The organism is Rhizobium sp. P32RR-XVIII (assembly GCF_012641395.1).
Taxonomy (GTDB): Bacteria; Pseudomonadota; Alphaproteobacteria; order Rhizobiales; family Rhizobiaceae; genus Rhizobium.
Genome location: NZ_JABAIH010000009.1, coordinates 121,288 through 136,608 on the forward strand (window position 1 = coordinate 121,288; position 15,321 = coordinate 136,608).

Sequence of the window (15,321 nt, forward strand, 5' to 3'; positions counted from 1 at the left end):
TCCGCAACACCGTTAACTCGGGGGGTAACATCAATGGAAACCGCACCTTCATGAACTCCGGGGGCAATATCGTCGCGAAGGACTCGGGCAACCTTACCGTCAACAACTCTGGCGATCTCAAGATCTCGGGCAATCGCAATGGATACTTTGGCCGTGGATACTATGGTCGTGGAGACCATGGTGTAGGCGACTATGGTCCGGGAGAGTATGGCGGTGGAGACTATGGGCGTGGATACAATCGCCGCGACGCGTACGTCCTAGGCGGGTATGCGGCGGGCGTCGTCACTGGTGCGGCCACCGCCTCGAGCGCCGGCGGAAGGACTTACTCTTCCTATGGAGATCAGTCTGGATCCTCTACGGGTTCCTATGGCGCAGCGTCATCGAGTTCGTCCCAAGGCAGCGTGGGCTCCGCTAACGCGGCGTCGTCGGGTTCATCTCACGGGGGTTCTTCAGGTTCGTCTCACACCAGGTCTTCAGGCTCATCTGGCGGAGAATATGCGACCTCTTCCGATCAGAGCCGCTCCGACCGGCCTGTTGGCAGCGGAGAGGGCGGCTCGAACCAGAGCGGCGGCAATGGCAGTTCCCAGTCTGTCAATCCTCTAATTGCCGGCCTGTTTGAGAGCCTGCCGCCGGAGGGCACGGCATGGACATCGGAAGATGCGGTCGGTTGGCTTCAGGCTGCCGCCGCCAATCTACGAATCGTCTATAAGATCCAGGGAAACATCTTGGTCACGGGCGAAGTCCCGCCGTCGGATTACAATCGCGCTTCTAGTGGAAATTAGATTCAGCTCGGCATGTGGAAGAGGCTGAGGCCGGATGTCGCACGACATATCCGGCCTTCGCAGCAGGGCCCGTAATCGGTCGGCGCAGGATTCCCGAAGGCTGTCGATGGCGGTCGCTAGATCCGCGGATGAAGCGGAGTTGTTCCGAAGCATTTCCTGGAAAAGAACGTCCTTGGTCGGAAAATAGAGGTAGACCGTTCCCTTTGTTATTCCCGAGCGGGTTGCGACGTCTTTAGCCGGAGTTCCTTATATTCTCTCCTCGCAAACTCCTCAAACGCGGCCTCCAGTATTTCACGAGGCCGCCTTGCCTTCTGCTCCGCCCGCGATGTTTTCTTTCCGATTCGTTTGACAACATCGGGGGTACACCTGTGGTGGCCCGCTCAGGACCCTTGCCGGTGATTTGGTCTTACCTGTTCAACTTGAATCAATGTTGCGCGTGTCAACATTTTTGATCCGAAGGATGTTGACATCGCCTACTTTTGCCAATAAGTGGGCATTGTCAACATCTGGCAGTGGCCTTTTAACGCAGCAGATTGAAGCTGGCCGATCAACAACGTGGCTCTCTTCGCAACCTTACCGGAGCAAAAATGCAGTCCTTTCGATTGCTGGGAATTGGTCTCGCCTGCGCAGTTCTGGCTGCCTGCGAAGACAAAGCTGAAGTGGCGCCGCCACAGCAGCAGGTCCGTGTCGTCGCGGCCGCCGAGGCTCAGTATCAACCCGGTGCGGAAATCACCGGCGAGATGAAGGCCAGGGTTCAGACCGAGCTCTCCTTTCGCGTCAGCGGCCGGGTTCTTGAGAGAAGGGTGGACATCGGATCGCATGTCCACGCCGGCGACGTTCTTGCCCGCCTTAACGACACGGAACAGCAGGCGGACGTCAGCGTCGCCCGCGCCGCGCTGGAGTCGGCGCAGGCCGTCCGTACACAGAAGACACTGGCCTTCGACCGTGCGACGTCGCTCCTGAGGTCGCAGGCTGTCCCGCGGGCGATCTTTGACGATGCGCAGAAGGAGCTGCTGAGCGCGCAGTCTTCCCTCGAGGCCGCCGAGGCCGCGCTTGCGACTGCCGAGGACGCTCTATCCTACACCGAGTTGAGGGCCGCCGCGGACGGCATCATCACAGCGCGCGGCATCGAAGCCGGGCAGGTGGTGTCAGCGGCGCAGGCTGCCTTCACGCTCGCCCATGACGGTCCCCGAGACGCAGTGTTCGATGTCTTCGAGGCGTTCTTCCTGGATGGCCGGCCGTTGAAGGACGTCGAGGTGGTACCGGTGTCGGACCCCTCCCGCGACGTCCATGGCAACATACGCGAGGTTTCACCCGTCATAGATGGGAAGGGTGGCACGATCCGGATCAAGGTGGGGCTCCAAGAAGCCGCGCAATGGCCGCTCGGGACGCCCGTGGTGGGCAAGCTGCGGGCCGCGCCGCGCGACGGAATCGTGCTGCCCTACACCGCGATCGCATCAGCCGAAGGCGAACCCGCCGTGTGGCTCGTGAACGGCAAAAACCACTCGGTTTCGCTCCGGAAGATCTCTGTCGGCCGATACCGCCAGAGCGATTTCGTCGTCACGGGCGGCGTCGCCCCGCACGATCTGGTCGTGACCGAAGGTGGAAAGTTCCTCAAGGAAGGCCAGGCAGTCGCCTGGGATGGCAAGTGAGATGACTCTCAATCGCATATGCACCTCTCTCCCGCTTCTTCTGTCTGTGTCGCTTCTTGCAGGCTGCGATCAGAACTCCGTCGCAAGAGAGCAGTCGGGTCCTCGTCCAGTTAAAGTCGTCATAGCCGCGGCCGAAAGCAACCAGGCGGCAAGCTTGCCTGGCATCGTACGCGCCCGTATCGAGACCGATCTGGCGTTCCGAACGCTGGGGCGAATGGTGTCTCGCAAGGTCGACGTCGGCGACCTGGTGCACAAGGGCGATGTCCTCGCGGAGATCGATCCGCTCACGCTGCAGCTCGCCGTCAAGAGCGCCGAAGCCGATCTGCGCAACGCCCAGGCGCAGTTGGAGAACGCCGAGACGACCGAGACGCGAAAGAGAAGGCTCATGCAGAGCCATGCGGCAAGCGTTGCCGATCACGATCTTGCCGAACAGCAGCTCAAGTCGGCTACCGCCAATGCTGCGAAAGCAACGGCAAGCCTTGCGAAGGCGCATGAGCAGCTTGGCTACTCCGAGCTGAGGGCCGAGTTCGATGGCGTCATCACCGCCGCGTTCGTAGAGATGGGCCAGACCGTCTCTGCCGGCCAGCCGGTCGTGAAGCTGGCACGCCTCGAACAGCGCGACGTGATCGTCGACGTTCCGGAGGCGCAGTTCAGTAACATTCGCCTGGACGACCGCTTCAGCGTCGCCCTCCAGCTCGACAGCAAGATTCAAGCCATTGGCGTCGTCCGCGAGATCGCGCCTCAGGCCGATCCGAACACCCGCACCTATCGGCTGAAGATCGCCATCGATCAGGGGCCCGACATCTTCCGACTCGGCGCCGTGGTGACCGCGACGCCGTTTGTCGATGAAAGGACACAGGCCATCGCGCTACCGGTCTTCGCCATCCGCAGCGAAGGCGGCGCCATCCAGGTCTGGGTGGTGGATCGCTCGACAGCCACCGTGGCTAAGCGACCGGTTGAACTGGATGACCCGGCGTCCGGCGCCCGTTCCGTCAAGGTTCTATCGGGCCTGCGGGAAGGGGAAGAGATTGTCGTCGCCGGAATCGACCAACTTGTCGATGGACAGAAAGTGAAACTCGCACCGGAGCTACGCCCGTAAAAAAATTCAACCTTTCGGACTGGGCGCTCGAGCATCGTTCTCTCGTCTGGTATTTCATGATCATGTTCGCGGTAGCGGGCACCTTCGCCTATCTCGGGCTCGGTCGCGAAGAGGATCCGTCCTTCACGATCAAGACGATGGTGATCCAGGCCCGGTGGCCGGGCGCTTCCGCTGAGGAGGTGACACAGCAGGTCACCGACCGCATCGAAAAGAAGCTGCAGGAACTCGACAACCTCGAACACACACGCAGCATCACGACCGCCGGTCAGACGATCGTCTTCGTCGACCTGCTGCCGGATACGAACGCGCGGGATGTGAAGCCCACCTGGTCGCGCGTCCGCAATCTAATCGACGACATCACCTACGAGTTTCCCCAAGGCGTGGTCGGACCGTTCTTCGATGACCAGTTCGGCGACGTGTACGGCAATATCTTTGCCTTCATGGGCAATAGCGGACTTAGCCAGCGGGAGCTGCGCGATTTCGCCGAGAACGCCCGAACGCAAATCCTCAAGATCCGCGACGTCGGCAAGGTCGACGTGGTCGGTGCGCAGGACGAGGTGATCTACCTCGAATTCTCCACCCGCAAGATCGCCGCCCTCGGCATCGACCGCTCCGCCATCATCGCCACGTTGCAGGCGCAAAACGCCGTCACGCAGTCCGGTTTTGTCGAAACCGGGCCGGAGCGCGTCGCCTTGCGGGTCGGCGGGCGGTTCATCTCCGAAGAGACCTTGCGTAGGATCAATCTCAGGGTCAACGACCGCTTTTTCCCGCTGACGGACGTCGCCACCATCACGCGCGGCTACGTCGACCCGCCAACTTCGCTCTTCCGCTTCAACGGAAAGCCGGCCATAGGGCTCGCGATCGGCATGAAGACCGGCGGCAACCTCCTTGCCTTCGGCGAAGCGCTCGACAAGACGATGAGCAGGATCGTTGAGAACCTTCCCGTCGGCGTCTCGGTCGAACAGGTTTCCGACCAACCGAAAGTGGTCGACGAGGCAGTGGGGGGCTTCACAAGGGCCCTGTTCGAAGCGGTCGCGATCGTGCTCGCGATCAGCTTCATCAGCCTCGGGATGAGGGCTGGCCTGGTTGTGGCGGTTGCGATCCCGCTGGTTCTCGCCATCACCTTCCTGGTGATGCTCTACACCGGCATCTCGCTGCAGCGCATCTCGCTCGGAGCGCTGATCATCGCGCTCGGGCTTCTCGTGGACGACGCCATGATCGCCGTCGAGATGATGGTCGCGCGGCTGGAAGCTGGCGACAGTCTGAGGAATGCCGCGACCTACGTCTATACCTCGACAGCCTTCCCGATGCTGACCGGCACGCTCGTAACTGTGGCGGGTTTCATTCCTGTCGCTTTCAACAAGAGCAACGCAGGCGAGTTCACCTTCACTCTTTTTGTCGTCATTGCCGTGTCGCTCGTCGTTTCGTGGGTGGTCGCGGTTTTGTTCACGCCTCTGATTGGCGTGACCATTCTACCGAAGACAATGAAGAAGCATGCCAAGCACAAGGGGCGCTTTGCCAGGGCGTTTTCGAGCCTGCTGCAGTTCTGCCTGCGCTGGCGCTGGATGACGATCGTCGCAACAGTTCTCCTCTTCGCTGGATCGATCGTCGGCTTGTCGATGGTGCAACAGCAGTTTTTCCCGAGCTCCGACCGTCCTGAACTGATCATCGACTGGAACCTGCCGCAGAACAGTTCGATTGCCGAAACGAGCCGCCAGATGGCCCAATTCGAGCATGAGATGCTTGCCGGCAACCCTGGCGTCGAACATTGGTCGACATACGTCGGCAGGGGCGCGCCGCGGTTCCTTCTATCCTTCGACGTGCAGCCGGCCGACGTGTCCTTCGGCCAGACGATCATTGTCACCAAGGATCTCGACGTCCGCGACAAGCTGAAGCGGCAGATGGAAACCTACCTTCAGAAGACCTTTCCGGGAACGGACGCCTACGTGAAGCTACTGGACATCGGCCCCCCGGTCGGCAAGCCGATCCAGTACCGCGTGTCCGGCGAAAATCTGCAGACGGTGCGCGACCTGGCACAGAAGCTGGGCTCGGTCGTCAGCACCCATCCTTCCCTCAGGAACCTTGCCTTCGACTGGAACGAGCCGGCCCGTGTCGTGAAGATAGACGTGCTGCAGGACAAGGCCAGACAGCTCGGCGTCTCCTCCCAGGACATCGCGATGGCGCTCAACACCGTCGTACAGGGAAATGCCGTGACGCAGGTCCGGGACGACATCTATCTGGTCGACGTCATCGGCCGTGCCGCGGAAAAGGAGCGCGGCTCGATCGACACCCTGCTTGACCTGCAACTGCAGAGCAGCGGCGGCCAGTCCGTTCCGCTGTCATCGGTCGCAACCTTCCACTACGAGCTCGAACAGCCGACCATCTGGCGGCGCGACAGAGTTCCGACCATCACGATCAAGGCGGGGATCGGCGATGCGACGCAGCCGGCGACCGTCGTGAAGGCGCTCTCCGACAAGGTTGCGGCCTTCGAAAAGACGCTGCCGGCCGGGTACTCGGTCAAAGTGGGCGGCGCGGTCGAGGAAAGCGCCAAGTCGCAGGGTCCGATCGCCAAGGTGGCGCCTGCTATGTTCGTCATCATGGCGACGCTCCTGATGATCCAGCTTCAGAGCTTCCACAGGCTTCTCCTGGTCTTCTCGGTGGCCCCTCTGGCGCTCATCGGCGTCGTCGTGGCGCTCCTTGCCAGCAACTCGCCCTTGGGGTTTGTCGCACTCCTCGGCGTCCTCGCACTGGTCGGGATCCTCATCCGCAACTCCGTGATCCTGATTGTCCAGATCGAGGAGCTACGTGCCGAGGGAATGTCGGCATGGAAAGCGGTGGTTGAGGCGACCGAGCATCGCATGCGGCCGATCATGCTGACGGCCGCGGCCGCGACGCTGGCGCTCATTCCCATCTCGCACGAGATATTCTGGGGTCCAATGGCCTACGCGATGATGGGCGGGATCGTCGTCGGCACGGCGCTGACGCTTCTCTTCCTTCCGGCGCTCTATGTCGCCTGGTTCCGTATTCCTCGCGAAGTCGAGCAGAACTGAGATGACGTCACCGCTCTCGCACCCTGGGCGCATTGCCCAGGGTTTCGCCGGATATCGCCTCACCGCGACGATCGCCGCCGTTCATTGCGCGTGCAAAACCGTCCCAGTCCTCGTGGCCCTGTCCCTTATTACATCGGGTTGCGCCAATCGGGTGCAAGATGTCCTTCAGCCTCTCGCCGTGGCCCCGACCGGCACAACTCGGGTCACCATGCTGGTCGCTACGACGCGCAAGCCGTCGGAGGATCCTGGCAAACTCTTTTCCGGGGATCGCGGGACGGCGATTTCTCTCAACAGCGTCAATGTGTCCATACCTCCCGACCGGAATCGAAAGATCGGGGAGGTGCAGTGGCCGTCCCGCATGCCGCCCAACCCGCAAAAGGAGTTCGCGGTCACTGAGGTCGCCACGGTGCAATCCGAGGACAAGGCTCTGGACTGGTACCGAAGGAACCGAAACAAAAGGCATCAGGTCATCATCTTCGTTCATGGATTCAACAACACCTATGCCGACGCGGTATTCCGCTTCGCGCAGATCGTCCATGACTCAGGAACCGACGCCGCGCCGATTCTCTTCACCTGGCCCTCGAGGGGACGAGTCTTCGACTACCTTTATGACAAGGAAAGCGCCAACTACTCGCGCCGGGCTCTGGAGGATCTGATCCTCCAGGCTGTGAAAAGTCCCGACGTCTCCGATGTGACGATCCTCGCTCACTCCATGGGCGGTTGGCTTGCGGCGGAGGCCCTGCGCGGCGTCGCCATGCGCGAAAAGTCGATCCCGGCGAAGGTCAAGAATGTCATCCTGGCATCGCCGGACATCGACATTGATGTATTTCGCCGTCAGTTCATGGAGATGGGGCCTAAGCGGCCGCACTTCGCAATCCTGACGTCGAAACACGACAAAGCTCTGGAGGTTTCGAGCTGGCTATCGGGTGGCGTCGACCGCGTCGGTGGCTCCGATCTTAGACCCTATGCGCCCCTTCTCGACGAACTCGGCGTTTCCGTCATCGACACCAGCGCCGTCGCGACGAACGACCCGCTCGGCCACAATGCCTTCGCCGATAGTCCGGAGATCGTGCGCCTGCTCGGGCGGCGGCTGGCCGGGCAGAGCCTGGATGGCGGAAAGGCAAGCGTCGCAGACCAAATCGGGATGACTGCCGCAAATTTTGCAGGCTCGGCTGCGCGCCTTGCCGTCGCGGCGCCAGTCGCGGTCATCAGCCCGGAGGCGCGAGAGATCCTGAAGGAGGAGCTCACCTCCGACGGTGCAACCATAAAGGACGGGCAGATTTCGTACTGAACCGTAGCCGTTCAACCGAAGGCATGAATCCTCGATTGGCAAGGATTCGTTAGGATCGGACGATGGAAATCACCAAGACTGTAAGACGCTGGGCGCGGGCTGAATACGCCCGGATCGTCGAAAGCCGGCACCGTCGCCTTGCCGGCTGTACGGACCATCGAAGACAAACGTCACGGACGTCGCGCGGCTTCTTGGCAAGTCCCGGCGAGCGTGTACAAAATCTTCCCCTCCAAGGCTGCGATATTGGATGCCATCGCCGAAAATTACTTGGAGACCAGTCTGCGCTTCCCCGCGTTCGCGCCTGGTGAACGACGCGATGCAGCGAGCTGCCTGAAGGAAGCCGGTGATGATCATCATGGTGAACAAGCGCCGCCGGCCTTCGGCTTTTTGCGCGATATCGCCCAGGTTGCCGATCGCCTTGGCTTAGCCCGGCTCGCGCGGTTCTTCGGGGCTAAAAAGAGTGCCTCCTCAGTCCCTGCTCGGTGGCCTCGATACCGCTTCCCAAGAGCTGCAAAAGCAGCTGAATCGGTAGACCGTTTTCAGTCTCTGAAGTAGTCTCATGCAGGTGTTTGTTCGCTCCCAAAAATTTTCTTGGATACCCTCTTGAAACCAGAAAGTTGGCAAACCAAATCGATCTCAGCGGCAGCCCAGACGGGGGCCGAAATACCGGAGACGCAGGTTTCCGATGCGTCTCCTTTCCATGTTGCTTTACGGAGGATATGGTCATGAGAACAGAGTTCGACTTCGCACCCTTCTACCGGTCCAGCATCGGCTTCGACCGCGTCTTCAATCTCCTCGACAACGCGCAGCGTCTTCAGGCGGAGACATGGCCGCCCTATGATATCGTCAAGACCAACGAGGACGCCTATCGCATCATCATGGCGGTCGCCGGCTATGGAGAAGGGGACCTCGACGTCACCCAGGAACGCAACGTCCTCATGGTGAGGGGCGAGAAGACTGAGGAGACTGAGGGCGAATACCTGCACCGTGGTTTGGCCGGCCGCAGCTTCGAGCGGCGGTTCGAGCTTGCCGAACATGTGAAGGTCGAAAGCGCCTCCCTGAAGAACGGTCTTCTGAATATCTGCCTGAAGCGTGAGGTCCCGGAGGCGATGAAGCCGCGCAAGATCGCGATTGGCGACGACAGCCAGGCTCCGGCGCCTCTGCAGATCGCAGCCGAACAACAGGTCGCTTAACACCCTGCAGAAGGCAGACGCCGTCCCTGTGGCGGCAAAAGCCTCGAGGCTTACAGACATGAAGACGATCAATGTGAAGAACCTCGCGCCGTTCGATGAGCGCGATCTTGCTGCCTGCCAGCCCCTATTCGATCGACTTCTTCAGGAGGCTAAAGTTGCCAAGGACTCGGAAGAAGCCAAGCGGATAGCCGCTACACTGGTCGAGCTTTATCGGCAGGGTATTCGCGATCCGGAGAGTCTCCGGATCATGGTCGAAGGCGACCAGGGTCATACGCAGGCGTTCTGAGTCAGACCACAGTATAGTTGCGGCCGCCCGTGAACCGGGCGGCCGTTCTTACTTCGTGGAGGATCGTCTATCGTCATGCCACCTCTAGGTCTTTGTTTCCGTCGGCTGTGTGTCTCAAACGAACTCGCCGCAGTTCGTAAACGTCACACCGAAAAAAACGGACCGCGCTCGGACAATACGGCGCTTGCCGCAAGGACGATCGGCCCAGAGAGGAAACTTTGAATACACCTTCGCCGTCTCACCAGCTTCTCTCAGCGAAAGAAATTTTTGCGTCAGCGTGGCCAAGTTCTCGTCAAGCCATGCCGCCATCCCCTTATCCTTCGGCGAGGTTTGCCTGCAGGCCCGCCGTCGCGGCGCAGGATTGCCCACTTCGGCTATGGTGAGCAGGGACCTGTGAGCGGCGATCAAGACGTTCTCGAAAGCGACGTTGGCAAATGCGTCCTTCAGAATCTCGCTCCCCGCCACGGCGTGGCCAAGAGCGGCCATCGACCCGGTGAAGGGTAAGCCATATCCTTCAATGTGGGGAACCGTCACCATTGAAGTCATAAGCCCGGTCGGCAATTCTTCTATCCGAATGGCCACTGATGCAGCATCGTCCGAAGCGGCGAAAGGCTCAACGGCAGGTGCATTGCTGTTCTGCGGGTGCACCCTAGATAAGTTTACCGGATCGCGCGAACGATGAGGCAGAATGCGGCGGCACCAATGCTAAACAAGGAGATCATTTGGAGAGAAGTTCGCGAGCGGGAGATCGGTCCACCGCCGGCTAGGTTAGGAAGCGATCATCGCCAGGCGCTAACTAGAAGGACTGTAGGATGAAGGCCGAATTGTCATTGACGTCGAAATGGAAGGTTTAGGCACTTTGGCAGCAAGCGGGGAACGTAAATGCTGGAAGCCGGTAATGGGAGAATGAAATGAGCGACCGTCGGAGGACCGAGGCTAAGACTGGCATCGCTGGCCTGGATGAAATTCTTTGCGGCGGGTTTACCCGCCGACATGTATTTCTTCTCGAGGGCGCGCCTGGAACGGGAAAGACGACGATCGCCCTTCAGTTCCTCCTCGAGGGCGCAGCACTCGGAGAAAGGTGCCTGTACATTACTCTGTCGGAAACGGAGGAGGAACTGAGGGGTACCGCGGCGTCTCACAATCTGGAACTTGACGAAAAGATCGAGATCTTCGAACTGGTACCGCCTGAAAGCCTGCTGAACGCCGACCAGCAGCAGAGTCTTCTCTATTCCTCGGACTTGGAACTCGGCGAAACAACAAAGATGATCTTCGGCTCTTTTGAGCGGCTCCGCCCCAGCCGCGTCGTGATCGATAGCCTCTCGGAAATCCGCCTTTTGGCGCAGAGTTCATTGCGCTACCGACGCCAGATTCTCGCGCTGAAGCACTTCTTTGCGAAGTCGGGAGCCACTGTCCTCCTTCTCGACGACATGACCTCGGACGCCCTCGACAAGACTGTTCACAGCGTGGTTCACGGTGTCATTCATCTTGAACAGCTTGCGCCGGAATACGGATCGGAACGCAGGCGTCTGCGGATCATGAAATACCGCGGACGATCCTTTCGTGGTGGCTTTCACGACTTCGTCATCCACACGGGCGGCGTCCGGGTCTTTCCACGGCTTCGAGCACTAGAGCACAAGGCTGAATTTTCTCGCGGTATGCTTGGAAGCGGCGTCGCCAAACTTGACGGCTTGCTCGGCGGAGGGATTGAGCGTGGATCGAGTACCTTGCTGATCGGTCCTGCTGGAACGGGCAAGAGCCTCTTTGCGCTCCAGTTCGTCGACGCGGCCGTTAACCGCGGGGAGCGGGCCGCTGTCTTCGTTTTCGACGAGGAGCTCGGACTCTTGTTCGCCCGGACGAAATCCATGGGATTTGACTTCGAACGTATGAGAGACGAAGGGAAGATCCACATAGAACAGCTCGATGCTTCGGAGGTTTCTCCTGGAGAGTTTGCACAGCGGGTCCGTGACCGTGTCGCTGACTTCGATGCGAAGACGGTCGTGATCGATAGTATTAACGGCTACCAGGCGGCGATGCCCGAGGAGAACGCACTCATCCTTCACATGCACGAACTACTCCAGTTCTTGAATCGGCAGGGCGCGGCGACCTTCCTCACGGTCGCTCAGCACGGGCTGGTCGGTGATATGAAATCCCCAATCGATGTCACTTATCTATCTGACACGGTCATCCTGCTGCGTTACTTCGAAGCCTTTGGCAGAGTTCGCAGGGCCGTTTCCGTCATCAAGAAGCGCACCGGTAGACACGAGGAGACGATCCGGGAATTCTCAATCAGCGAGCGGGGGCTGATGGTGGGGGAACCTCTCTCTGCATTTCAAGGAGTTCTCCGAGGCGTTCCCACCTTCGCTGGCGACGGCCACTCTTTGTTGTCGGATTCGAACGAGGATCGCGAACATTCCTGACCAGCCCGTAGTCAACCTCATCTTAGCGCCATCCGGAAGGGACGCGCAAATTGCCGCATCGCTGCTCGAGGAGGCTGGTGTGTCCGGCCAGGCTGTAGCCGATCTGCCCTCTCTATTGCGCCAGCTCGACGAGGTTACTGGTTTCGTCGTCGTGACTGAAGAGGCGCTGCGAAGCGCCGATCTGAAGCCGTTGTCGGAATGGATAAAGCAGCAGCCGAGCTGGTCGGACATGCCATTCATAGTCTTGACACAACGGGGTGGCGGTCCGGAACGCAATCCTGCTGCAGCGCGCCTTTCCGAGGTCCTTGGCAACGTCAGCTTCCTGGAAAGGCCGTTCCACGCCACGACGTTCATCAGCGTCGCCCATACGGCAATGCGAGGGCGCCGCCGCCAGTATGAAGCGCGCGCTCGCATGGAGGCGCTGCGCGAAGGGGAACGCCAACTGCAGACGGCGCTGGAGGCAGGCAGCCTCGGTGCCTGGGAGCTCGCCCTCGGCAGCCGGATACTGACGACCTCGACGATGTGCCGGGCGATCTTTGGTAGAGGACAAGACGATCCGTTCACATATGAGCACCTTTTGTCCAGCATCTATCCCGACGATTTTCAACGGATGCAAGGAGCCTTAGCTGCTACCATCGAGACCGGTGTCGACTTTGCGATCGAATGTAGGACGCTGTGGCCGGACGGCTCAATCCGCTGGGTCGAGCTCAGAGCTCAGCTTTACCGAAACAGAGCGGGCGAAGCTGTCAAGATGGTCGGAGTATCGGCGGACATCACCGAGCGCCGCAACACTCAGGCGCAGCAGCAAAAGATGAACGAAGTCCTGGAGGAGCGGGTTGCAGCCCGGACTGCCGAATTGGAGGCGGCCCACGCGGCTGTCCTGGCCGAGGTCGCACAACGTGAAAGGGCCGAAGAGCAGCTTCGCCAATCCCAGAAGCTTGAGGCGATCGGCAAACTGACAGGAGGAGTCGCCCACGATTTTAACAATCTTCTGATGGCAGTGCTCGGAAATCTCGAACTTCTGCGCAAGGCCGTCGCGGGCAACGAGCGCATGCTCAGACTGGTCGATGGAGCGCTCCAGGGAGCTAGGAGGGGAGCCTCTTTAACACAGCGACTACTTGCCTTCGCAAGACGCCAGGACCTGCAGGTCAAACCCGTGGACCTTCGGAAGCTCGTGATGGACATGGAGGATCTTCTTAGAAGGTCCGTCGGACAAATGATTGTTTTGGATAGAGAGCTACCGGACAACCTCCCGCCAGTTCTCGCCGACCCCAACCAAGTCGAGCTCGCCTTGCTCAATCTCGCCGTCAACGCCCGCGACGCCATGCCCGAGGGGGGCTCGTTGAAGATCGCACTGGCTGCGAACCTGCTGAAAGAGGGCAGCGCTGACCTTGCGGCCGGTCATTACGTCACCTTGTCAGTGACCGACAGCGGAACCGGCATGAACGCGGAGACTCTTGCAAAGGCGGTCGAACCCTTCTTCTCCACAAAGGAACTCGGCAGGGGTACCGGACTCGGCCTCTCGATGATCCACGGCTTGGCTCTTCAACTCGGCGGCCGCTTCACCCTTAGAAGCACGCCAGGAGCCGGCACAACGGCCGAACTATGGATACCGGTCGCCAACGGGACTGCGGCAGAGGTCGAAGAAAAAGAGCGGCCAATTGGCATCGCATCGAATACCGCATCAAAACGAGTTCTCCTGGTCGACGATGACGTGCTGATTGCCATGAGTTCCGCGGACATGTTGCTCGACCTCGGCCATGAAGTTGTAGAAGCCCATTCGGGAGCCGAGGCGCTCGAGTTACTCGGGAGCGGCGAGCAGTTCGATCTGCTTATCACCGATTTCTCCATGCCAGGCATGAACGGCGTCGAACTAGCCAGGGTTGCAAGGCAGCTGCACCCGGGTCTGCCGGTCCTAATGGCGACCGGGTACGCGGACCTGCCGTCGGATGCGCAGATTGATGCCGTGCGGCTGGGAAAACCATTCACCCAGCATCAGCTCGCAACAGAGATCTCCAACGCTTTGCAAGGTTAGCGCCGATCAGGTCGGTAATAGCGCAGTGAGGCCACCGCCTCCCAAAGTCGTCATCGCAGGTCTCCGTCATGAAGCTCCCGTGCCGTGCGTCCGATCCGGTGGGGCGGGAATGCGGCGAATTAGCGAGAGAGGGTCAAAGTCCCGCCAAAGGGGGCAGGTAAGGGACGCGGAAACCACGCGCCGCCAGACTGAAAGGCATCAGCACGAGCTGAGGTGAGGAAAACCACCGTGCGGCAATTCCGATCAATGACTGAGATAACCCGCCGTTCCGGTCCGATAGCGTACAAAAAGAGACCCGCGGCTGGTGGAGAGTGCCTGCGGGGTCAAGTCGCCAGTTTCGCTGGCTGGATGCGCTGGCGGGCGTCGCCAAGACATGCAATCCGCCAAACTAACGAGCCGAGGAGGCAATGCGTTCCAGCGCGCTACGTTATGGTCAAAAAGAAGCCTCGGCGGAGCGGGGCAAGACGAGGGTGACCCAGCGACCTTTCAGAAGGGCGCTGAAGAGGCAGGGCTGTAAGCCCCGGTACGCGGCCCCAGACAACTGAACGATCAGATGACGCGCATGTTTCGGCGGCTGGCAAACATTTTCCGGCACGACCTACTCGTCGAACTCAGTCCAGGACCATGAACCAAAACGGAAGAACCGCGACGATATCCCCGTTTTCATCTAGGATTTCGAAGCGCTGTGCCAGACTGCCGTACGGCACTCGCCAACGGAAGAGCGACGAGTGTTCAGCGTCTGGCTTGCTGGCTGCTGATGTGTCAGGTCCGAGTGGAAGACCCACGCTTGATTAACTCACGAGTACCTCTCCAAGATGCGGGGTCCTCGTGAGGACTGGCGGACAAGGGCACCTTGCGATCTTCCTCCCATGCCGGGCCTGACGCGGATTTCAGCCGCTCGTGGGATAAGATGGAGCCCACCTTCACAATCTCCCTATGGTGATAGTTCCTGACGGTCTCAGAGGCGGGGCCAGGTTTGCGATTCACACACGACCTTCAGGACGCAGCCCTTCAGCTTCAGTGCGTTGCCAGAGAGCGTCAGAGAGCCGTCGTATGTCTTGTCTGCGGGTCATGTCCTGACCTCCGAGTTTATCAAGCAATGGGGCGAGGGGGCCGACAGCTTTGCCAAGGACCCTCCCAACGCGACGATTTCGGTCTTGAGCGGCAAGGGAGATTCTGTCGCCGATGCGGTAGTTGTCCTGAAGACACCGAAGCTTGAGGCCGGAAACCTGACCTTTGAGGTCGCCGTCCTCGAAGGCGATCTCGCCGGAGCCGATGGCCCCGCATCACTGTTCATCGACTGGTTTGCGGCCCGCGGTCCGTACGGGGGCGTCGCCGTCGGAGGGCGTGCTCCGGTCTGGCGTGGCGGGTGGTATGCGCATCCGGGCGCATACCACGGTGCAGGCGTCGTCGCCGGCGCCGCAATCGGTGCGGCAGTCGCGGAGGATCGTCGCTATTACCCGCCACCGGCATGCGGATATTACCCCTATCCTCCCTGCTACTAGCACCAGGT

10 protein-coding genes and 3 pseudogenes are annotated in these 15,321 nt (G+C 60.3%); 10 read left to right on the top strand and 3 right to left on the bottom strand.

All coding sequences use genetic code 11. The annotated features are described in order from the left end of the window. Positions 1–692 precede the first annotated feature (692 nt). A complete protein-coding gene (locus HGP14_RS36715; protein WP_409527099.1) occupies positions 693–992 on the bottom strand; it encodes a hypothetical protein in 300 nt (99 codons plus the stop codon). A 377-nt stretch (positions 993–1,369) separates the two neighbouring features. Between HGP14_RS36715 and HGP14_RS23590 the strand changes: the two genes are divergently transcribed. The 7 genes and pseudogenes from HGP14_RS23590 to HGP14_RS23620 all read left to right on the top strand — a co-directional run bounded on the left by HGP14_RS23590 (position 1,370) and on the right by HGP14_RS23620 (position 9,353). Beyond that, positions 1,370–2,434 (top strand): efflux RND transporter periplasmic adaptor subunit, encoded by a 1,065-nt coding sequence (locus HGP14_RS23590; RefSeq protein WP_168832303.1) that lies wholly within the window; start codon positions 1,370–1,372, stop codon positions 2,432–2,434. Between the two features lies 1 nt (position 2,435). Continuing rightward, positions 2,436–3,533 carry an efflux RND transporter periplasmic adaptor subunit gene (locus HGP14_RS23595; RefSeq protein WP_168832304.1) on the top strand — a complete coding sequence of 366 codons (1,098 nt, stop codon included), beginning with the start codon at positions 2,436–2,438 and terminating at the stop codon, positions 3,531–3,533. Beyond that, positions 3,530–6,583 (top strand): annotated as a pseudogene (locus HGP14_RS23600) (efflux RND transporter permease subunit); the annotation flags it as partial. The gene HGP14_RS23595 and the pseudogene HGP14_RS23600, both read left to right, overlap by 4 nt. Before the next feature lies 1 nt (position 6,584). Continuing rightward, a complete protein-coding gene (locus HGP14_RS23605; protein ID WP_168832306.1) occupies positions 6,585–7,874 on the top strand; it encodes an alpha/beta hydrolase in 1,290 nt (429 codons plus the stop codon). Positions 7,875–8,084: 210 nt separating this feature from the next. Continuing rightward, complete coding sequence (locus HGP14_RS23610; protein WP_168832307.1) at positions 8,085–8,429, top strand: hypothetical protein; 345 nt, start codon at positions 8,085–8,087, stop codon at positions 8,427–8,429. Positions 8,430–8,599: 170 nt separating this feature from the next. Beyond that, entirely contained in the window at positions 8,600–9,067 is a 468-nt protein-coding gene (locus HGP14_RS23615) for an Hsp20 family protein (protein ID WP_168832308.1), read from the top strand. Positions 9,068–9,125: 58 nt separating this feature from the next. Further along, positions 9,126–9,353: a hypothetical protein gene (locus tag HGP14_RS23620; protein ID WP_168832309.1), complete on the top strand. Its 228-nt coding sequence runs from the start codon at positions 9,126–9,128 to the stop codon at positions 9,351–9,353. A gap of 114 nt (positions 9,354–9,467) precedes the next feature. Here the strand turns inward: HGP14_RS23620 and HGP14_RS23625 are convergent, their stop codons facing one another. Then, positions 9,468–10,001, bottom strand: a complete 534-nt coding sequence (locus HGP14_RS23625; protein WP_312862173.1) for a DUF892 family protein — start codon at positions 9,999–10,001, stop codon at positions 9,468–9,470. Positions 10,002–10,264: 263 nt separating this feature from the next. On the opposite strand from HGP14_RS23625, the gene HGP14_RS23630 reads away from it, so the two are divergent. Further along, positions 10,265–11,773, top strand: coding sequence for an ATPase domain-containing protein (locus HGP14_RS23630; RefSeq protein WP_168832310.1), 1,509 nt, complete (start codon positions 10,265–10,267; stop codon positions 11,771–11,773). Next, complete coding sequence (locus HGP14_RS23635) at positions 11,757–13,808, top strand: ATP-binding protein (RefSeq protein WP_168832382.1); 2,052 nt, start codon at positions 11,757–11,759, stop codon at positions 13,806–13,808. The genes HGP14_RS23630 and HGP14_RS23635 overlap by 17 nt, the downstream gene beginning before the upstream one ends. A 958-nt stretch (positions 13,809–14,766) precedes the next feature. Here HGP14_RS23635 and HGP14_RS23640 read toward each other — a convergent pair. Beyond that, positions 14,767–14,874 (bottom strand): annotated as a pseudogene (locus HGP14_RS23640) (DUF2147 domain-containing protein); the annotation flags it as partial. Here HGP14_RS23640 and HGP14_RS23645 point away from each other — a divergent pair. Then, positions 14,864–15,313 (top strand): annotated as a pseudogene (locus HGP14_RS23645) (hypothetical protein); the annotation flags it as partial. The pseudogenes HGP14_RS23640 and HGP14_RS23645 overlap by 11 nt on opposite strands. Between the last annotated feature and the right edge of the window lie 8 nt (positions 15,314–15,321).